Source organism: Syntrophotalea acetylenivorans, from assembly GCF_001887775.1.
Lineage (GTDB): Bacteria > Desulfobacterota > Desulfuromonadia > Desulfuromonadales > Syntrophotaleaceae > Syntrophotalea_A > Syntrophotalea_A acetylenivorans.
This window is the reverse complement of the sequence record NZ_CP015519.1, coordinates 149742-165917: the sequence shown is the minus strand read 5'-3', so window position 1 is coordinate 165917 and position 16176 is coordinate 149742. Positions and strand designations below refer to the sequence as shown.

Annotated in this window: 16 protein-coding genes; 3 read left to right on the top strand and 13 right to left on the bottom strand. The window is 52.5% G+C overall.

The features are described from left to right. Positions 1 to 4: 4 nt before the first annotated feature. From draG to A7E78_RS00750, 4 genes are all read right to left on the bottom strand, one after another. Positions 5 to 922: an ADP-ribosyl-[dinitrogen reductase] hydrolase gene (draG, locus tag A7E78_RS00765; RefSeq protein WP_072282482.1), complete on the bottom strand. Its 918-nt coding sequence runs from the start codon at positions 920 to 922 to the stop codon at positions 5 to 7. After that, positions 915 to 1709 carry an NAD(+)--dinitrogen-reductase ADP-D-ribosyltransferase gene (locus tag A7E78_RS00760; RefSeq protein ID WP_072282481.1) on the bottom strand — a complete coding sequence of 265 codons (795 nt, stop codon included), beginning with the start codon at positions 1707 to 1709 and terminating at the stop codon, positions 915 to 917. Before A7E78_RS00760 ends, draG begins: the two co-directional genes overlap by 8 nt. Beyond that, complete coding sequence (locus A7E78_RS00755; protein WP_072282480.1) at positions 1709 to 2281, bottom strand: ANTAR domain-containing response regulator; 573 nt, start codon at positions 2279 to 2281, stop codon at positions 1709 to 1711. The genes A7E78_RS00760 and A7E78_RS00755 overlap by 1 nt, the downstream gene beginning before the upstream one ends. 216 nt (positions 2282 to 2497) lie before the next feature. Next, positions 2498 to 3802, bottom strand: coding sequence for a citrate (Si)-synthase (locus A7E78_RS00750; RefSeq protein WP_072282479.1), 1305 nt, complete (start codon positions 3800 to 3802; stop codon positions 2498 to 2500). 266 nt (positions 3803 to 4068) lie between these two features. Between A7E78_RS00750 and dusB the strand changes: the two genes are divergently transcribed. From dusB to A7E78_RS00735, 3 genes are read left to right on the top strand one after another with little or no spacing between them, the layout of a single operon-like run. Further along, positions 4069 to 5043, top strand: coding sequence for a tRNA dihydrouridine synthase DusB (gene dusB, locus A7E78_RS00745; RefSeq protein WP_072282478.1), 975 nt, complete (start codon positions 4069 to 4071; stop codon positions 5041 to 5043). A gap of 4 nt (positions 5044 to 5047) precedes the next feature. Beyond that, on the top strand, positions 5048 to 6169 hold the full coding sequence (locus A7E78_RS00740; protein ID WP_072282477.1) for a two-component system sensor histidine kinase NtrB: 1122 nt from the start codon (positions 5048 to 5050) through the stop codon (positions 6167 to 6169). Positions 6170 to 6226: 57 nt separating this feature from the next. Next, positions 6227 to 7663 carry a sigma-54-dependent transcriptional regulator gene (locus A7E78_RS00735; protein WP_072282476.1) on the top strand — a complete coding sequence of 479 codons (1437 nt, stop codon included), beginning with the start codon at positions 6227 to 6229 and terminating at the stop codon, positions 7661 to 7663. A gap of 131 nt (positions 7664 to 7794) precedes the next feature. On the opposite strand, the gene dnaB is transcribed toward A7E78_RS00735, so the two are convergent. The 9 genes from dnaB to A7E78_RS00690 form a co-directional block, all read right to left on the bottom strand. Beyond that, the gene (gene dnaB, locus A7E78_RS00730; RefSeq protein ID WP_072282475.1) at positions 7795 to 9165 is read right to left on the bottom strand and encodes a replicative DNA helicase; all 1371 of its coding nucleotides are present in this window, start codon (positions 9163 to 9165) and stop codon (positions 7795 to 7797) included. Between the two features lie 71 nt (positions 9166 to 9236). Further along, positions 9237 to 9686: a 50S ribosomal protein L9 gene (gene rplI / locus A7E78_RS00725; RefSeq protein ID WP_072282474.1), complete on the bottom strand. Its 450-nt coding sequence runs from the start codon at positions 9684 to 9686 to the stop codon at positions 9237 to 9239. A gap of 22 nt (positions 9687 to 9708) precedes the next feature. Continuing rightward, positions 9709 to 10638: a DUF2232 domain-containing protein gene (locus A7E78_RS00720; RefSeq protein ID WP_072282473.1), complete on the bottom strand. Its 930-nt coding sequence runs from the start codon at positions 10636 to 10638 to the stop codon at positions 9709 to 9711. A gap of 30 nt (positions 10639 to 10668) precedes the next feature. Further along, positions 10669 to 10947: a 30S ribosomal protein S18 gene (rpsR, locus tag A7E78_RS00715; RefSeq protein ID WP_072282472.1), complete on the bottom strand. Its 279-nt coding sequence runs from the start codon at positions 10945 to 10947 to the stop codon at positions 10669 to 10671. Positions 10948 to 10980: 33 nt separating this feature from the next. Then, positions 10981 to 11343, bottom strand: coding sequence for a 30S ribosomal protein S6 (gene rpsF / locus A7E78_RS00710; RefSeq protein WP_072282471.1), 363 nt, complete (start codon positions 11341 to 11343; stop codon positions 10981 to 10983). A 306-nt stretch (positions 11344 to 11649) separates the two neighbouring features. After that, complete coding sequence (gene ychF, locus A7E78_RS00705; RefSeq protein WP_072282470.1) at positions 11650 to 12744, bottom strand: redox-regulated ATPase YchF; 1095 nt, start codon at positions 12742 to 12744, stop codon at positions 11650 to 11652. A gap of 114 nt (positions 12745 to 12858) precedes the next feature. Beyond that, the gene (locus tag A7E78_RS00700) at positions 12859 to 14874 is read right to left on the bottom strand and encodes a sodium-translocating pyrophosphatase (protein ID WP_072282469.1); all 2016 of its coding nucleotides are present in this window, start codon (positions 14872 to 14874) and stop codon (positions 12859 to 12861) included. A gap of 22 nt (positions 14875 to 14896) precedes the next feature. Further along, a complete protein-coding gene (gene pth, locus A7E78_RS00695) occupies positions 14897 to 15472 on the bottom strand; it encodes an aminoacyl-tRNA hydrolase (protein ID WP_072282468.1) in 576 nt (191 codons plus the stop codon). A gap of 11 nt (positions 15473 to 15483) precedes the next feature. Then, complete coding sequence (locus tag A7E78_RS00690; protein ID WP_072282467.1) at positions 15484 to 16128, bottom strand: 50S ribosomal protein L25/general stress protein Ctc; 645 nt, start codon at positions 16126 to 16128, stop codon at positions 15484 to 15486. Positions 16129 to 16176: the final 48 nt, after the last annotated feature.

The window sequence follows — 16176 nt, the reverse complement described above, 5'->3', positions numbered from 1 at the left end:
CAGGTTAAAACTGCTTCCCCAGTGGAGAAAATTCCACCAAACGCTCGGCCAGTACTTCGATCTCTTTGCGAACCATCGGATCAAGTTTTTTAAGCCACTTTTTCGGTAAGGAATCCATACCGTAGAACGCCCCCGCAATCATACCGGCAATGGCTCCGGTGGTGTCGGCATCCCCTCCCTGATTGACCACCCCGACCAGGCATTCTTCAAAATGGGCAGTACCGAAGAAATAATGAAAGACGGTCTGCAGGGTTTCGACCACATAGGCCGAGGCACCACCCCGGTAGCGTTTGCATTGGAATTTTGGGCACTCACTGTAAAGTTGCCGCACAATGCTATGCAATGCGGGACGATCCGCACCGAGGATGGCCTGCTGAACCAGACGACCAATGGTGATGCAAGCAGCATCGGAAAGTTTGTTGTGGTGGGTCAGCCTTGCTTGATCGACAGCCTGCTCCCTGAGCAGGTCCTCGTCCCCCAGGGAAAACAAGGCCACGGGTGCCATGCGCATGGCGGCACCATTGCCAGCGTCCTGATCGCTGTACTCCTTCCCGATCTCACCTTTGATGATGTAACGACTGATACTGCGGCGGCAGGTGGCGCCAACGTCTACAGGGCGGCCTTTCAGCCATTCGGCGAAAAGCTCCATGATACGAACTCTATCCCAACCGCCGGTTTCGTCGATAGCCCGAGCAATGCACAAGCTCATCTCCGTATCATCAGTTACCTGACCGGCCTTGAGATTCAACCAGCCGCCGCCAATAATCTTGTTATGCACCTTGTGCCGAAAGCGAATCTCACCAGGCAGAAGAAACTCCGTGGTGGCGCCCAGTGCATCACCCAGGGCCAAACCCAGAAAAGCAGCTTGCGCCCTCGCCACGATCTCGTCCCGGTTCTTTGCCGGGTATCCCGGATCAGCCACCGATCATTACCTCGACTTCGTATTCACCGCCGATCACCAGGTATTCCTCCTCTCCCTGCAACCGGGCAGTGGGAAGCAGGCCATTGAAAAAAACAATCTTGGCCAAAGGAATTTCGGTTTTCAGAACTCGACTACCGAATTCCCAGGCCCGCTCGAAATCGCCGGTAAAGGAATTAAGATTATTGAGCCGCATCAGGCAATTATGCTTATCGAATTTCTCAAGGATGACGTGTTCCTCGAATCCGTACACCCCTCTATAGAGAGTGAAATGGTCTTTATCAGGAAATCTGCGCTGCAATTCATATTGGGTGAACTCGTAGAGCACATCGAGCTGCTGATGAATAGCGCTGGTGCGGGCCGCGCCGCGCATGCGCTGCACCAGAAAATGAAAATAACCTTCCGAGTGGGGGTCCTCTATGGGTACCTCGTGATAGGTCGGATGCAAACCGAAACGACTTTCCACCCAACCCTTAAGGACCGCCCCCTCGCGACCGTTGGAGTCGAACATCCAGCCCCTCAGAAAGCGCAGGTAGCTGTTTTTGAGGCTCTTGCGACCACCGGCCGATTTTTGCTGCTGCCATTGATGGAGTTGGAACGTCACATCCATGAAATCGTTAAAGATGGTTGCCCGTTTTACAGAGCAAGGCTCCTCTTCAAGTCGTTCAAATAATAGCCGATTGGCCTGGCGGACGCCCTGAATTTCCAAAGACTTCGGCTGGCGGTTGAAATGACGCGAAGCAATGGCCCAGGGAGGCAGGTTGCACAGATTAAGAGCTGCAGTAGACATCAACCAACCATGCCATCGGTGAGTAGAATAGCTTCGGCCACTTCTCGAAGACTCTTGCGATTGTTCATGGCCATCTTCTGAATGCGACGGTACGCCTCGTCCTCAGACAGCCCGTTTTTCATCAGCAGGCCCTTGGCCTTTTCAATGACTTTGCGGGTTTCCAGAGTTTCTTTAAGCTTGTCAACTTCATCGCGCAAACTCGATTCACAAACAAAATGATGAATGGCCAAGTCGACCGCCGGATAAAACTGTTCTTCGCGAAAGGGCTTAACTACATAGTTCATTACACCGGCCAGGCGGGCTCGCTCAACTGTCTGAGCATCTGTTTTTCCCGTCAGCAGAACAATAGGCGCCGGCGCCTTTTTGCTTATTTTTTCAGCAGCGGTGATCCCGTCCATAACCGGCATGCCGACATCCATCACGATCAATATTGGCTTATGGGACACGGCCAACTCAACGGCCTGCTGTCCGTTTTCCGCTTCAATAATATCCGTAAACCCGTAACGAACCAGCGCTTCTGCCACCTGCCGGCGGTTCTCTTTCTTATCATCGACAACCAATGCTTTCTTCACGGAACCAATCCTCCAGAAACTTTCCCTCAGGGTTGACAGCAAATATTCGAATGTTGATCAATCAACTCTGCATATTCAATGCCGCTACGATAATTCTACCTCTCTTGCTTCTTTCATTTGGTCTGCCGTACTCCAATTATCATAACCGCAAAAAAAAAGGCCCCTTGAAACAAGGAGCCCGGGCAAAGCATATTTAGTGAGACGAGCAAATCACCATCAACGTCCTTTTGTTGCTTCCTCCAGCATATCAAGGGTAACCGACTTGGGCCGCTCTAAGGGATAGCCCAAGGCCCGATCCCAGGTGATATTAGCCAAGACTCCGATAGCCCGCCCCACAGCAAACAGCACTGTGTAGAAATCGTATTCGGTGACTCCGAAGTGCCACTGAATAACCCCGGATTGAGCATCGACATTGGGCCATGGATTGCGGGCCTTACCGTGCTCCATAAGAATTTTGGGGGCCACTCGATAGATCATTTGCACCAATTGAAACATGGGATCATCAGCCAAATGCTTTTCACAAAAAGTCATCTGGGCAGAAAAACGCGGATCGGTCTTACGCAATACGGCGTGGCCGTAGCCAGGAATGACCTGGCCACTATTGAGGGTATCCCAAAGGAAGTCGGTCAGTTCAGCTTCGCTGGGCAACTTGCCGCCAAGCTTTTTCATAACCCCTTGAATCCAGCGGAGAACCTCCTGGTTGGCTAAGCCATGCAGGGGGCCGGACAGGCCGTTGACGCCAGCGGAAAAGCTGTAATAGGCATCGGCCAGGGCCGAAGCCACCAAACGAGTAGTATGAGCCGAAACATTACCCGATTCGTGATCAGAATGGAGAATGAAGTACATTCTAGCCACATCATCGTAGGGAGCTTCGATGCCCATCATATGAGCAAAATTCCCTCCCATATCAAGATCTGGGTCGGCACTAATCGGCGAATCATCGCGGTATTTGAGTCGATAGATAAAAGCGGCAATCCCCGGTAGCCTGGCCAAGAGATCACAGGCATCCTCGTACATGGGTTCCCAATAATCCATCTTGTTCATACCCTCATTGTAACGGCGGGCAAAAACGGACTCTCCCTGCATGGCAACAACGGCGGCCGAAAGCATGGCCATGGGATGAAGGTCGCGAGGCATAGCCCGCAAGGCATCAAAAACGTACTCTGGTATCTGTTGCCGCCGTTGAAAGTCGGCAACGACGTCAAGAGCCTGTCGTTCCGTTGGCACCTCTCCCGTCAAAAGGTAATACCAGAACCCCTCAACATAGGGATAACAAGAACCGGGAGCCTTGGGCAATGCAGCAAAAGTTTCCGGGATGGTACGTCCACGAAAACGTACCCCTTCTTCGGGATCAAGATGGGAGATATCGGTTACCAGACATTTGATCCCTCGAGCACCTCCAATAACCTGGCCGATGGTGACTTGATCAAACAACACGTCGCCATGTTCTTGAAGCAACCGTTTGACCCGCGGTCGTTGTTCAAGTATTTTTTTATGGAGAATATCTTTCAGACCTGCCATCGTTGTTCTCCTTCATCTGAAATCGACCGTCTGGAAACCAGAAACTATTTGATTTCCCGAGCCGCATGTGATGGTGCTCACTGGCGGCGCAACGAGCCTGGAATTTATTTAGTTCATGATAACAATATACTGAAAACACTACAGTTTTACAACTTCCTGACAATTATTGGCCGCAACAGTAATTTTCCGTTGCCTTTTTTTCATTACCCTACGGCCACCAGCCGTGCTAAATTGCATATTTTCTATGCAGAAACTGACTGATTTTTATGCAAATAGGTTGCCTTCCTTTAAAAAATAACATTCTACTGGCTCCGCTGGCCGGTATCACCGACCTGCCTTATCGCTTAATAATGCGGCGTTATGGCATTGATTTAACTTTCACTGAAATGATCAGTGCCAATGGCTTGGTTCGTGCAGGTCGCAATACTGAAGCACTGCTGCTCAGCACGGCGGAAGACCATCCCCTGGGCGTTCAACTGTTTGGCGACGATCCCCAGGTATTAGCCAGGGCCGCGGCCCAGGTTGAAGATCGCGGCGAATTGATCGATTTAAACCTCGGTTGCCCGGTAAAAAAGGTGGTTCGCTCCGGAGCCGGCAGTGCCCTGTTGCAAGATCCTGCCAAGGTAGCGCAGGTTGTTGCCGCTGTGCGGCGTGCCACCAGCCGCCCGCTCACTGTAAAACTGAGATCAGGCTGGGACAGTTCATCGATTAACTATCTGGAGATCGGCCGCATCGCCGAGGCAGAGGGCGCTGATGCTCTGACCCTGCATCCACGCACCCGCAGCCAGGCCTTTTCCGGCCGAGCTGACTGGAGCCATATCAAAAAGCTAAAAAACGCAGTGACAGTGCCGGTGATCGGAAGTGGCGATATTGTCCGCGCCGAGGATGCGGAGGCCATGCTTGCCGAAACCGGTTGCGATGGCATAATGCTCGGCCGCGGTTGCTACGGCAACCCCTGGTTGATTAGTTCTATCCTGGCAAGACGGGAAGGTCGGCCCTGCCCTGCTCCCGACCCGCTACAGCGACTCGAAGCGGTCCGTTGCCATTTCGAATTGTTCGTCCGTCATTTCGGGGAGCAAAAAGCTCTCTTCGACATGCGTAAGCACCTTTGCTGGTATTCACGGGGATTGCCCAAAGCCGCCGCTTTCCGCACCCTGATTAATGCAACCCGCTCTTTTGCCGAGCTCCAGCAAGCGACAGAAGATTTTTTCCTTGCTGCTATAGATTCTGTGGAGACTTAAAACAATGCCCGCTATTCCAAAAGACGCCACCCTCTACCTACGGGTATTGGAGAATATGGAAGAAGCGGTTATCGCTATTGACCGGCAGGGAAAAATAGTCTTGTACAACCCTGCCGCCCAAATCTGCACCGGTCTTTCAGAAAAACAAGCTCTTGGTAAATGTTACCAGACCCTGTTTAAAAATCAGACCAAGCTACTTGAATTAGTCGAAACAGCTTTAAAGAAAAGTCGCTCCCTGTTCAACCATGAGGATCTGATGTTGGTGCGTTCCACTGGTGCCCCCCTGCCGGTGCGGGTGTCCTTATCACCTAATTTCGACCAGCACGGTGACCCCGACGGTGTTATTCTGATGCTGAGGGATCTCACGCAGGTGAGGGAACTGCAGGAAGCCATTCGTCGCTCGGAAACGCTCTCGATGCTTGGCACCCTGGCGGCAGGTCTGGCCCACGAGATAAAAAACCCTTTAGGGGGAATCAAGGGCGCGGCACAACTTCTGAATATGGAGCTGCCTCCCGAAAGCACTCTGAAAGAGTATACCTCAGTAATGACCCGCGAAGTAGACCGGGTCAACGATATCATCGAAGAACTCCTCGACTTGGAGCGACCCCCTTCACCCCGTTTAGGCGCGGTGAATCTTGGCCGGTTGCTTTCCGATATCGTCTTGTTACAAAAAGAGAGTCAGCGTCCGAAGCAGGTGGATTTCCAATTAAAGCTCGATCCGAGTATTCCAGCCATTCGAGCGGACGAAAAATTGCTTGTCAGACTATTTCTCAATCTGATCAAAAATGCCGCCGAAGCCGTCGACCACGGAGGCCAAGTGATTATTTGCAGTCGCATCGCTTCCCAGTTTCGTTACAATAAGCCAGGGGAAAAACCGGTACCTCTGGTAGTTATTGAGGTCAAGGATAACGGTTCGGGCATTACACCCGAGCAGATGGAACATATGTTCACCCCCTTTTACACCACAAAGGACCGCGGCACAGGCCTTGGCCTGGCCATTTGCCAGAAGATCGTCAGCGATCATGGCGGATTTCTCAAAGTAGAAAGCCAACCCGGGGAAGGAACACAGTTTTCAGTTTCACTGCCCATGTTGCGTCCCAAAACCAACCAAGAAGCCACCTCCTAATTACTGTCGGACTTTTCCCTTCGCCTATTGGAGTTTTTTAGAGAAAGGTAAACATTCATGTCCATCCAGCGAATTCTGGTAGCGGATGACGAACAGAGCATTGCCTGGGTTCTGGCCAAGGCCCTGACCAAAAAGGGTTTTACCGTTGATACGGTAGCCGACGGCACCGCGGCCAAAGCACAGGTAGAAAAGAACACCTACGATCTTGCGATACTCGATATAAAAATGCCTGGTATTTCCGGTCTCGACCTGCTCAGCGAATTTCGCGAACAGCGTCCGGAAATGATGGTGATCATCATGACCGCCGAGTCGACCATGAAAAATGCCGTCGAAGCCATGCGCCTTGGCGCCTATGACTATCTCACCAAACCCTTTGACCTCGATGCCCTCGACGCCATCATCCTTAAGGCCCAAAACGCCTCTTCGGCTACCGAGGAAATAAGGCGACTCAAGGACGAAATCAAGGACCATTACCATCTCGACCGCACCATTATCGGCAAGAGCCAGCCGATGCAGGACATTTATAAAATTCTTGGTCGGGTCGCCCCGACGGATGTCACCGTGCTCATCACCGGCGAAAGCGGAACAGGCAAGGAATTGGTCGCTCGAGCTATTCATTACAACAGCCCGCGGCTGGGTAAGGCTTTTCTAGCCCTCAACTGCGCGGCCATCCCCAGCGAACTCCTTGAGAGCGAACTATTCGGCTACGAAAAAGGGGCCTTTACCGGCGCAACCGAGCGAAAAATAGGTAAGTTTGAGCAGGCCAGCGGCGGCACCCTGTTTCTTGACGAAATCGGCGACATGCCTCTGGATCTGCAGGCTAAGTTGCTCCGGGTTCTGCAAGAAAAAGAAATTACCCGTACCGGAGGCAGCACCTCCATCCCCGTCGATGTACGCATTGTCGCTGCCACCAACCAGAACCTGGAAGAGCAGGTTCGCAGCCGGGCTTTCCGGGAGGACCTCTACTACCGCCTGAACGTGGTGCCAATCAATATTCCACCGTTGCGCGATCGACGCAGCGACATCCCGCTGCTGGTCGACTATTTTATCCCCCGCGCCCAACAGGAATTGAACGTTCAAACCCGTGGTTGCACCAAAGAAGCCATGGACCTGCTTATGCGACACGATTGGCCAGGGAATATCCGCGAACTGGAAAATAGCCTGCGGCGGGCAGCGCTGCTTTCGGCTGACGCGCTATTGACCCCTGAAGACTTTCCTAGCCTGCAACCCCAGGGAGGAGCTGCGGCGGAAGTCGATGAATCCCTGGAAGCCTTGATCTCCAAAAAGTTACGCAGCAGTTTCGCTCAAATGGATGTTCAGGAACTGGACAACCTTTACGAGATGGTCATGCACCAGATGGAGAGACCTCTGATCAAAATCATTCTTGAAAAGACCCGCTCCAACCAGGTGAGGGCGTCTGAGATCCTGGGCATCAATCGCAACACGCTGCGGAAGAAGATTCAAACCCTGGATATCGACATCAAGAATGTCTAAGCCAGGAGCGAAGGAAGTCCGTCGATCTGGCTAAGATACCGATTCAACAAAAAAATCCCCCAAGCCCTTTCGGGTTGGGGGATTTTTTAATTCGTTGGCTACCAAAGATTCTCCATCCGGACAGTTTTGGTTTAATACCCCTCCTGCCTCTTGGATTGATTTTCGAAGCGGGTAAACTGCCCCTGAAAGGTCAGGTGCACGGTACCAATGGGACCGTTACGCTGTTTACCTATCACGATTTCCGCGTCTTTTTCATGTCCCTTCTCGCAGCTGCGATCCCGGCTTTTGCAATCTTCGCAATAAACCGCTTCGCGATAGATGAACATGATCACGTCGGCATCCTGCTCAATAGCACCTGATTCGCGCAAATCGGCCATAATCGGTCGCTTGTCCGTACGGTTTTCCAAGGAACGGTTAAGCTGAGACAGGGCGATAACCGGAATATTAAGTTCCTTGGCCAGGGCTTTAAGAGAACGGGAAATTTCCGAAATCTCTTGTTGACGGCTCTCGGAATTGTGACCTTGCATGAGCTGAAGATAATCGACTACGACCAAGCCCAGGTCGCGCTCGGCTTTAAGGCGGCGGGCCTTGGCTCGCAACTCCAGCACGGTGATAGCCGGGGTATCGTCGATAAAAATGGGAGCATCGGAAAGCTTGCCGGCACCGTCTGTGAGCTTACCCCAGTCAGAATCTACCAGGTGGCCGGTCCGCAGGCGACTGGCATCGACACGGGAAACGGAACAGAGCATACGCTGCACAAGCTGTTCCTTACTCATTTCCAGAGAAAAAACCAGGGTCGGAACCTGGGGTTCGGCGCGGAGTCCGGCATTTTCAACGATGTTGAGAATGAAAGCGGTCTTACCCATGGAGGGGCGACCGGCAATGATGACCAGGTCGGATGGCTGCATACCGGCGGTCATGGTGTCAAGATCGGTAAAGCCTGTCGGAACACCGGTAACCAGTTCTTTACGCTGATAGAGCTTTTCGATGTTCTTGAAGGTGTCCTGCATGATCTCGCGGGTGGAGAAGTAGGACGGGCGGCTCTTCATGCCGCTGATCTCAAAGATCGACTTTTCGGCCCAATCGAGGGTTTCCTCGATATCGCCGCCTTCATAACCTCGAGTGGCAATTTCAGTGGAAACGTGAATCATATGCCGGGCCAAAGCTTTTTCTTTGACCATTCGGCAATAATAGCCGATGTTAGCGGCCGTCGGAACATAATCGACCAAAACGCCGAGATAACTGCTGCCGCCAACTTCTTCCAGTTCACCTTTTTTTTGCAGGGTAGAGGTCAGGGTAACCAGGTCGGCAGGTTCGCCACGATCGGATAGATCGATGAGTGCGGAAAAAATCTTGCGATGACTTTCGCGATAGAAGTCTTCAGGCCGCAGGAGTTCCAGGGCCTTGTTGAGGGCTTCATTTTCCAGCAGAATGCCGCCAAGGACGGACATTTCCCCTTCAAGGCTTTGCGGTGGAAGACGGTGGGACGACTGTTCACTCATGCTTCAGTCCAACTACAAGAAAGCTACTTGCCGAAGGAAGAACAAAACCTTCCTTCGGCAAGCGTACATTACTACTCTTCGCTGGCAACAACGGCAACCTTGAGGTTCGCCACAACACCGGCGGGCAGCTTGACCGGAATCTCGAACTCTCCCAGGTTCTTGATGGGCTCGTCGAGTTGAATTTTCTTACGGTCGATTTCGATGCCGGCTTCGCTGATTTTAGCAGCGAGTTCCATGGTGGTCACCGAACCGAACAGTTTGCCTTCTTCGCCGGCGCGAAGGGCAAATTCGCAGCTCAAGGCCTCAATCTGACCTTTAATTACTTCAGAAGCCTGCATCACCTTCTGCGCTTTACGCTCCAGTTGACGCTTCTGGTGTTCCATTTCTTTAATGTTGCGGGAATTGGCTGCAACAGCAAATTTTTGCGGAATAAGGTAGTTACGAGCGTAACCGGCCTTAACGCTTACCAGGTCACCGATATTGCCGAGACCATCGACATTTTCTACAAGAATGATATCCATCGCTTCCTCCAAAAAAAAGGATCTAGTCCTCTGTTTTTCGTGGTTTTCTAAAATCAATCCACAAATCGAAAACTCCGATTCCGGCAACCAGTACCGGCAACGGGTTGAGTGTCGCTAAAAGCACATAGCCCAAAGTCCGTAGCGGAGTTGAAACCCTGCGCGTACGGAAAAAGTACTTCACAATAGCCAGACCCTGCAAAAAGTAGAGGGCCAGCATGACCACCAACAGATTGAGGGCTGCTGTTTCCAGTCCCCCGTTGGCCAACAAGACGCCAGCTCCTGAAAGAATCAGTCCCCAGATCCAAACCTCCGGAACCTTCCATTGATCAAAAGGTATCCCGGGGATGCTGTATCGAGAGCGGGCGGCCAAACTCAGACCAAGTTGGGTGATCAATAACAAAAGACCGTATCCAACTGCAGCTGCTGCAGGATACACCTGCAACAGCAAGGCTCCGGTGTTGCGTACGGTCTTTTCGAACTGGGCCGCCTGAGCTGCCGGCAGTTCCATGTCCTTGGCCAATGTCAGGGCAGTATTGATCTCTACCTGAAGATAACTTTCAACGAGGGTGGTCAGCTCGGTCTGTTGTTGGACGGCCATGGCCAACAAAAACAGCCCACCGGTAGCAAGCAGTAGAATGAGGCTCCAACCGGTAGCGCGGCACCAGTCGACGCCGCGTCTGAGCAACAGACTCAGTAGCAGTGCGGGAGCGCCAAACTGCACCAGGTAGCCCACTGCAGCCACCTGGCTGATCAGACCGTAAGCAATCCCACTCGTGCCCGCCACCACCAGACAGCCAGCCGTCAGACCGAAGCGCATAACCACATACGCAGCCGGCAAAGGTACTAATAGAGCTGCCAACGCACCAACCGGCAACAGTCCGACACTGCCCTGCAGCAACAGAGTCACCAGTGTTGCGCCAACGATAAAGCTACCAGCCTGAACCTGCTTCACAAACACCCTCCCGTTGTAACGGTCTTCGATTTAATCGAGAGAGTGGCTTGCGGTAAAGGGCAGCAGGGCAATATTGCGTGCACGCTTGATCGCTTCACACACTTTGCGCTGATGATCTGCACAGCAACCGGAGATACGGCGAGGTACAATCTTGCCGCGCTCAGAAATGAAGTAACGCAAGTTACGAACTTCTTTGTAATCGATCTTCATGGATTTGTCGCCACAGAACCGGCAACCTTTACGACGGGAAAAACGACGACGGAAAGTAGAACTCTTACCACCAGCGGCGGGACGTTTCTGATAAGCCATATGATGAATCCTTTTCGGTTTCGAGAATAAATGTTAAGCGGTCTCTTCAGCAGCAGGGCCTTCGGTAGCGGGAGCCTCTTCAGCAGGTTCCTCAGCAGCGATCTCAACCCCGTTAGGCAGCACGATGGTCTGAAACTTGATGATTTTTTCATCCAGACGCAAACGACGCTCGAACTCGGCGATAACCTTGGCACCGGCTTCGAAAGTCATCAGTACGTAAGTACCGCGAGTCTGCTTTTTGACCGGATAGGCGAGCTTGCGCGCGCCCCACTCATCCACCTTGAGGATGTTGGCACCCTGCTCGGTCAGAATGTTTTTGAACTTATCCAGGATAGCGGCGTAGTCATCACCGACCACCTCCGGATGTACAATGAAAATGTGTTCGTAAGTACGCATGTTCGACGTTCTCCTCTAGAGTTAGTAGCCCCGAAGCCAATTCGGAGCAAGGAGCGGGCACCATGCCCAGAAAAAACAGAACCATGTTTATTAGCATAAGCGACGGAAGTTTACAATGCTTATTCCTGAAACGGTTGCCGCCTTCCTCGATTAAAAATCAAAGCATCCGCAAAAACTCATAGGATGGCTAAACAAATTTTTCGACCTACAAGGCCTGGTGATTGCTCAGGGGTGAAGGCATACATCCGGTATGTCGAGGTCCTGAACAACGCCGTAACGCCGAAGGTCGGAATTTTTGTGACGCTATCAGACGTTAAATCGGAAATGCATGACATCACCGTCAACGACCAGATACTCTTTACCCTCCAGGCGCATCAGGCCCTTCTCTTTAGCCCCTGTTTCGCCGGAAGAAGCGATATAGTCATCGTAACCGATAACCTCGGCACGAATAAATCCTTTTTCAAAATCCGTATGGATGACACCTGCCGCAGCCGGAGCTTTAGATCCGTCGGTGACGGTCCAGGCACGAACTTCTTTTTTACCGGCAGTGAAATAGGTGATCAAGCCGAGCAACTTATAGCCAGCCTGAATCATTCGGTCGAGGCCGGATTCCCGCAGACCCAGTTCATTGAGGAATTCGATCTTTTCGTCTTCCTCAAGCTCCGCCACCTCGGCTTCAATCTTTCCGCAAATGGCGACGAACTGAGCTCCCTCTGATTCGGCATGAGCTTGAACCTTTTTGGCAAAGTCGTGTTCGCCATTCAAGTCATCCTCAGCTACATTAGCTACATAAAGCACAGGCTTTACCGTAATGAGATGCAAGTCATCGATGACCTGATACTCTTCTGCCGTAAGCCCCAGGGACCGTGCGGGGCGGCCCTCGTTAAGACAAGCCTGCACTCGCTCAAGGATCTCAACTTCGAATTGCAGCTTTTTATCACCACTTTTAGCCAGTTTTTGACTACGGATGATGCGTTTTTCCACCGTATCCAAGTCGGCCAGATTCAATTCGGTCTGGATAACCTCAATATCCCGCAAAGGATCAACGTCACCATCCACATGTACTACATTGGTGTCGTCAAAACAACGCACGATGTGCGCAATGGCATCGACCTGGCGAATATTGCCCAGAAACTGATTACCGAGCCCCTCTCCCTTACTGGCCCCCTTGACCAGGCCTGCAATATCCACAAATTCGATGGTGGTAGGCAGAACCCTTTCGGGGTCGACGATGGTGGCCAGAGCATCCAAGCGTTTATCGGGGACCGCTACGACTCCGACATTAGGCTCAATGGTACAGAATGGATAGTTAGCCGATTCTGCACCTGCAGAAGTTATGGCGTTAAATATGGTCGACTTGCCAATATTGGGCAGGCCAACGATGCCGCACTTAAAACCCATGATATGTTCCTGAATGAGAGGCTGGTTACAAAGAAAACATTTTGTTAAACAGGCTGTAAATAACGATAGCCGGGAAAATCTCCCGGCTATCGTTTCCATTCTATGGTTCGTTCCTTACACCAGCAGCGGTGCAATAACCAGAGCCACAACGCTCATCAGCTTGATGAGAATGTTCATGGCGGGACCGGAAGTGTCTTTGAAGGGGTCGCCAACGGTATCGCCAACAACCGCAGCCTTGTGGGCTTCGCCGCCTTTGGATTCACCATCTAATTCGCCGGATTCGATGTACTTCTTGGCATTGTCCCAAGCGCCGCCGCCATTGGACATCATCAGGGCAAGCAGCACACCGGCCAGGGTAGCACCGGCGAGCATGCCGCCGAGAGCTTCCTTGCCGATAACAAAACCGACCAGAACCGGGGCAACAACAGCCACAACACCGGGCAGAACCATTTCGCGGAGAGCGGCACGGGCCGAGATGTCGATGCACTTTTCTGGCTCGGGCTTGGCTTCGGGCTTGCCTTCGAGCAGGCCGGGGATCTCACGGAACTGACGACGGATCTCATCAACCATCTTGCCGGCGGCACGGCCGACGGAGGTCATGGTCATGGCACCGATCAGGAAGGGCAGCATGCCACCGATCAACAGGCCAATAACGACACTGGGGTTGATCAGGTTAATGGCTTCGAGCTTGACCGTGGTAGCGTAAGCGGAGAAGAGAGCCAAGGCGGTCAGGGCTGCGGAACCGATGGCGAAACCCTTGCCGATAGCAGCGGTGGTGTTGCCGATGGCATCCAGACCGTCGGTGATCTTACGAACATCAGGGCCGAGTCCACACATTTCCGAGATACCGCCGGCGTTGTCAGCGATGGGGCCGTAGGCATCGACAGTCATGGTGACGCCAACGGTAGCCAGCATGCCAACAGCAGCGATACCGATGCCGTACAGACCGGCAAAATAATTGGCTACAAAGATACCGATACAGATGATCAGGATCGGCAGAGCACAAGACTCAAGACCTACAGCCAGACCGTTGATGATGTTAGTAGCAGGGCCGGTCTTACTGGCTTCAGCGATACGTGCGACGGGGCTGGAAGCGGTATAGTATTCAGTAATCTGACCAATGGCGATGCCAGCCAGCGTACCGGCCAGAATGGCATAAAAAACGCCGGTGCTGATACCGAAGGACTTAATAACGAAGAAGGCGGCGACAAGAAAGCCGGCAGCAGCCACAAAAGTTGTATAATGCAGAGCCTTGGCCGGATCGATTCCTTTCAGGAACTTCATGGAACCGATGCCGATGACGGAAAAGATCAGGCCGACCATGGCCAGGGTCAAAGGCAACAGCATGGCGGCCGCCTTGATATCCACACCACCACCGAGCTTTTCCAATAGAGCCGGGCTTGCAGCGGCGGCAATAGCGATAGTAGCGATAATGGAGCCGACGTAGGATTCGAAAATATCCGCACCCATACCCGCGGTGTCACCAACGCAGTCACCTACGTTATCGGCAATAACGCCAGGGTTGCGGGGGTCATCTTCCGGGATACCGGCTTCGACCTTACCAACCAGGTCAGCACCGACATCGGCGGCCTTGGTGTAGATACCGCCGCCTACACGGGCAAAGAGAGCGATGGACGAAGCGCCCATGGCAAAACCATTGATGTATTTAGCGGTTTCGGGGTTGCCACCGAAGAAAATAAAAGCAACACCAACGCCGACCAGGCCAAGGGAAGCCACGGCCAGACCCATAACGGCGCCGCCGTTAAAGGATACTGACAGGGCCTTAGCCTGACCCGATTGGCGCGCCGCCTCGGTAGTCCGAACGTTGGCACGGGTGGCGGCCTTCATACCGATAAAACCGCAAGTCATTGAACAGATAGCGCCGCCAAGGAAAGCGAAGGCGGTTTCAAAGTTCATACCCATGGCAATGACGAAAAAGACCAGGATGATGAAGAATGCTAGAACGCGGTATTCGCGACCAAGAAAAGCCATGGCGCCGTTATGAATGGCATCGGAAATTTCTTTCATCCGATCGTTGCCAACGGGTTGCGCCTTTACGACGTTGTACATGACGATGGCAATCAGAAATCCGATCGCCCCCAAAATTGGAGCATACATTTGCAGTTCCATTTTGACTCTTTCCCTCTCTGAATTAATGTGAAATATCGCGATTGTTGAAAGCGTTCATGGCTGGCTGGACTCCTTCATTCAGAAGCATTTCCAGAGCCTCGACCGCTAGCAACAACAGATCATCCAATTGTTTTTTTTCTGTAGGGGAAAACTCGCGCAGAACATGGCGAGCCACATCTCCTCCGGCAGGAGGTCGCCCAACGCCGATGCGCAACCTGATAAAATCGCCGCTACCGAGCACAGTGCGAATATCGCGCAGACCGTTATGACCGCCGTGCCCTCCCCCTGCCTTAATGCGCAGCGTGCCGAAAGGCAAGTCGATCTCGTCGTGTACCACCACCAGGTTTTCTATCATTAACTGTTGAGCCTTGACCACGGATCCGACGCTGGCACCGCTTCGGTTCATAAAGGTTTGCGGCAACAAAACCAACAACTCCTGATTGTTGCAACGGCCCACACCATAGAATGCCTGATGACCTTTTTTTTTCAGCGAAATACCGTTTCTGGCAGCAAACAACTCCGCGACCATAAATCCGATATTATGCCTGGTAGCACTGTACTCCGGCCCCGGGTTGCCGAGACCGGCTACAACCTTCAAACGAACCTCGCTTATTCTGCGTCAGCTTCAGGGGCCGCCTCAACTGCTTCGGCTCCCTCGACGCCTTCTTCAAGCTCTTCTCCCTCAACTTCTTCAGCCATACGGCCGACAACGGTAAGAATGGTGAAGTTAGCATCATGGGGAGCTTCAACCCCATCACCTAGCTGCAGATCTTCGACATGGACCACATCGCCAATCTGCATCTCAGTAACATCGATATCGATAGAAGCAGGGATAGCGCTCGGCAGACACACGATTTCAACTTCGTGACGAATTACCGACAGGTTGCCACCCTCTTTTTCGCCGGCAGACTTGCCAACGGGGTGAACCGGTACCATGACACTGACCTTGGCAGCCAGGTCGATAACCTGGAAATCGGCATGCATCAGGGTGCCGACCACGGCATCAACCTGCATGTCTTTAAGAATCACCACCTGGCCATCGAAAGGTCCGTCCCCCTTGAGGGTGATCAAGGTATTCAAACCGGCCTCGGTAGAGATCGATTTCTTGAGGGCCTTGGGATCGACGCTCAGAGCGCAAGGCTCAACATTTTTCCCGTAAACGACCGCAGGAACCAAACCCTCGCGACGCAGACTGCGAGCACTGCCTTTACCGAGTGCCTCACGTGAGTTAACCATCAATTCTGTCTGTGCCATATAATCAATCCTCCGTTAGAATAAAGTGCTAAAGGGTACTTAGGCAAT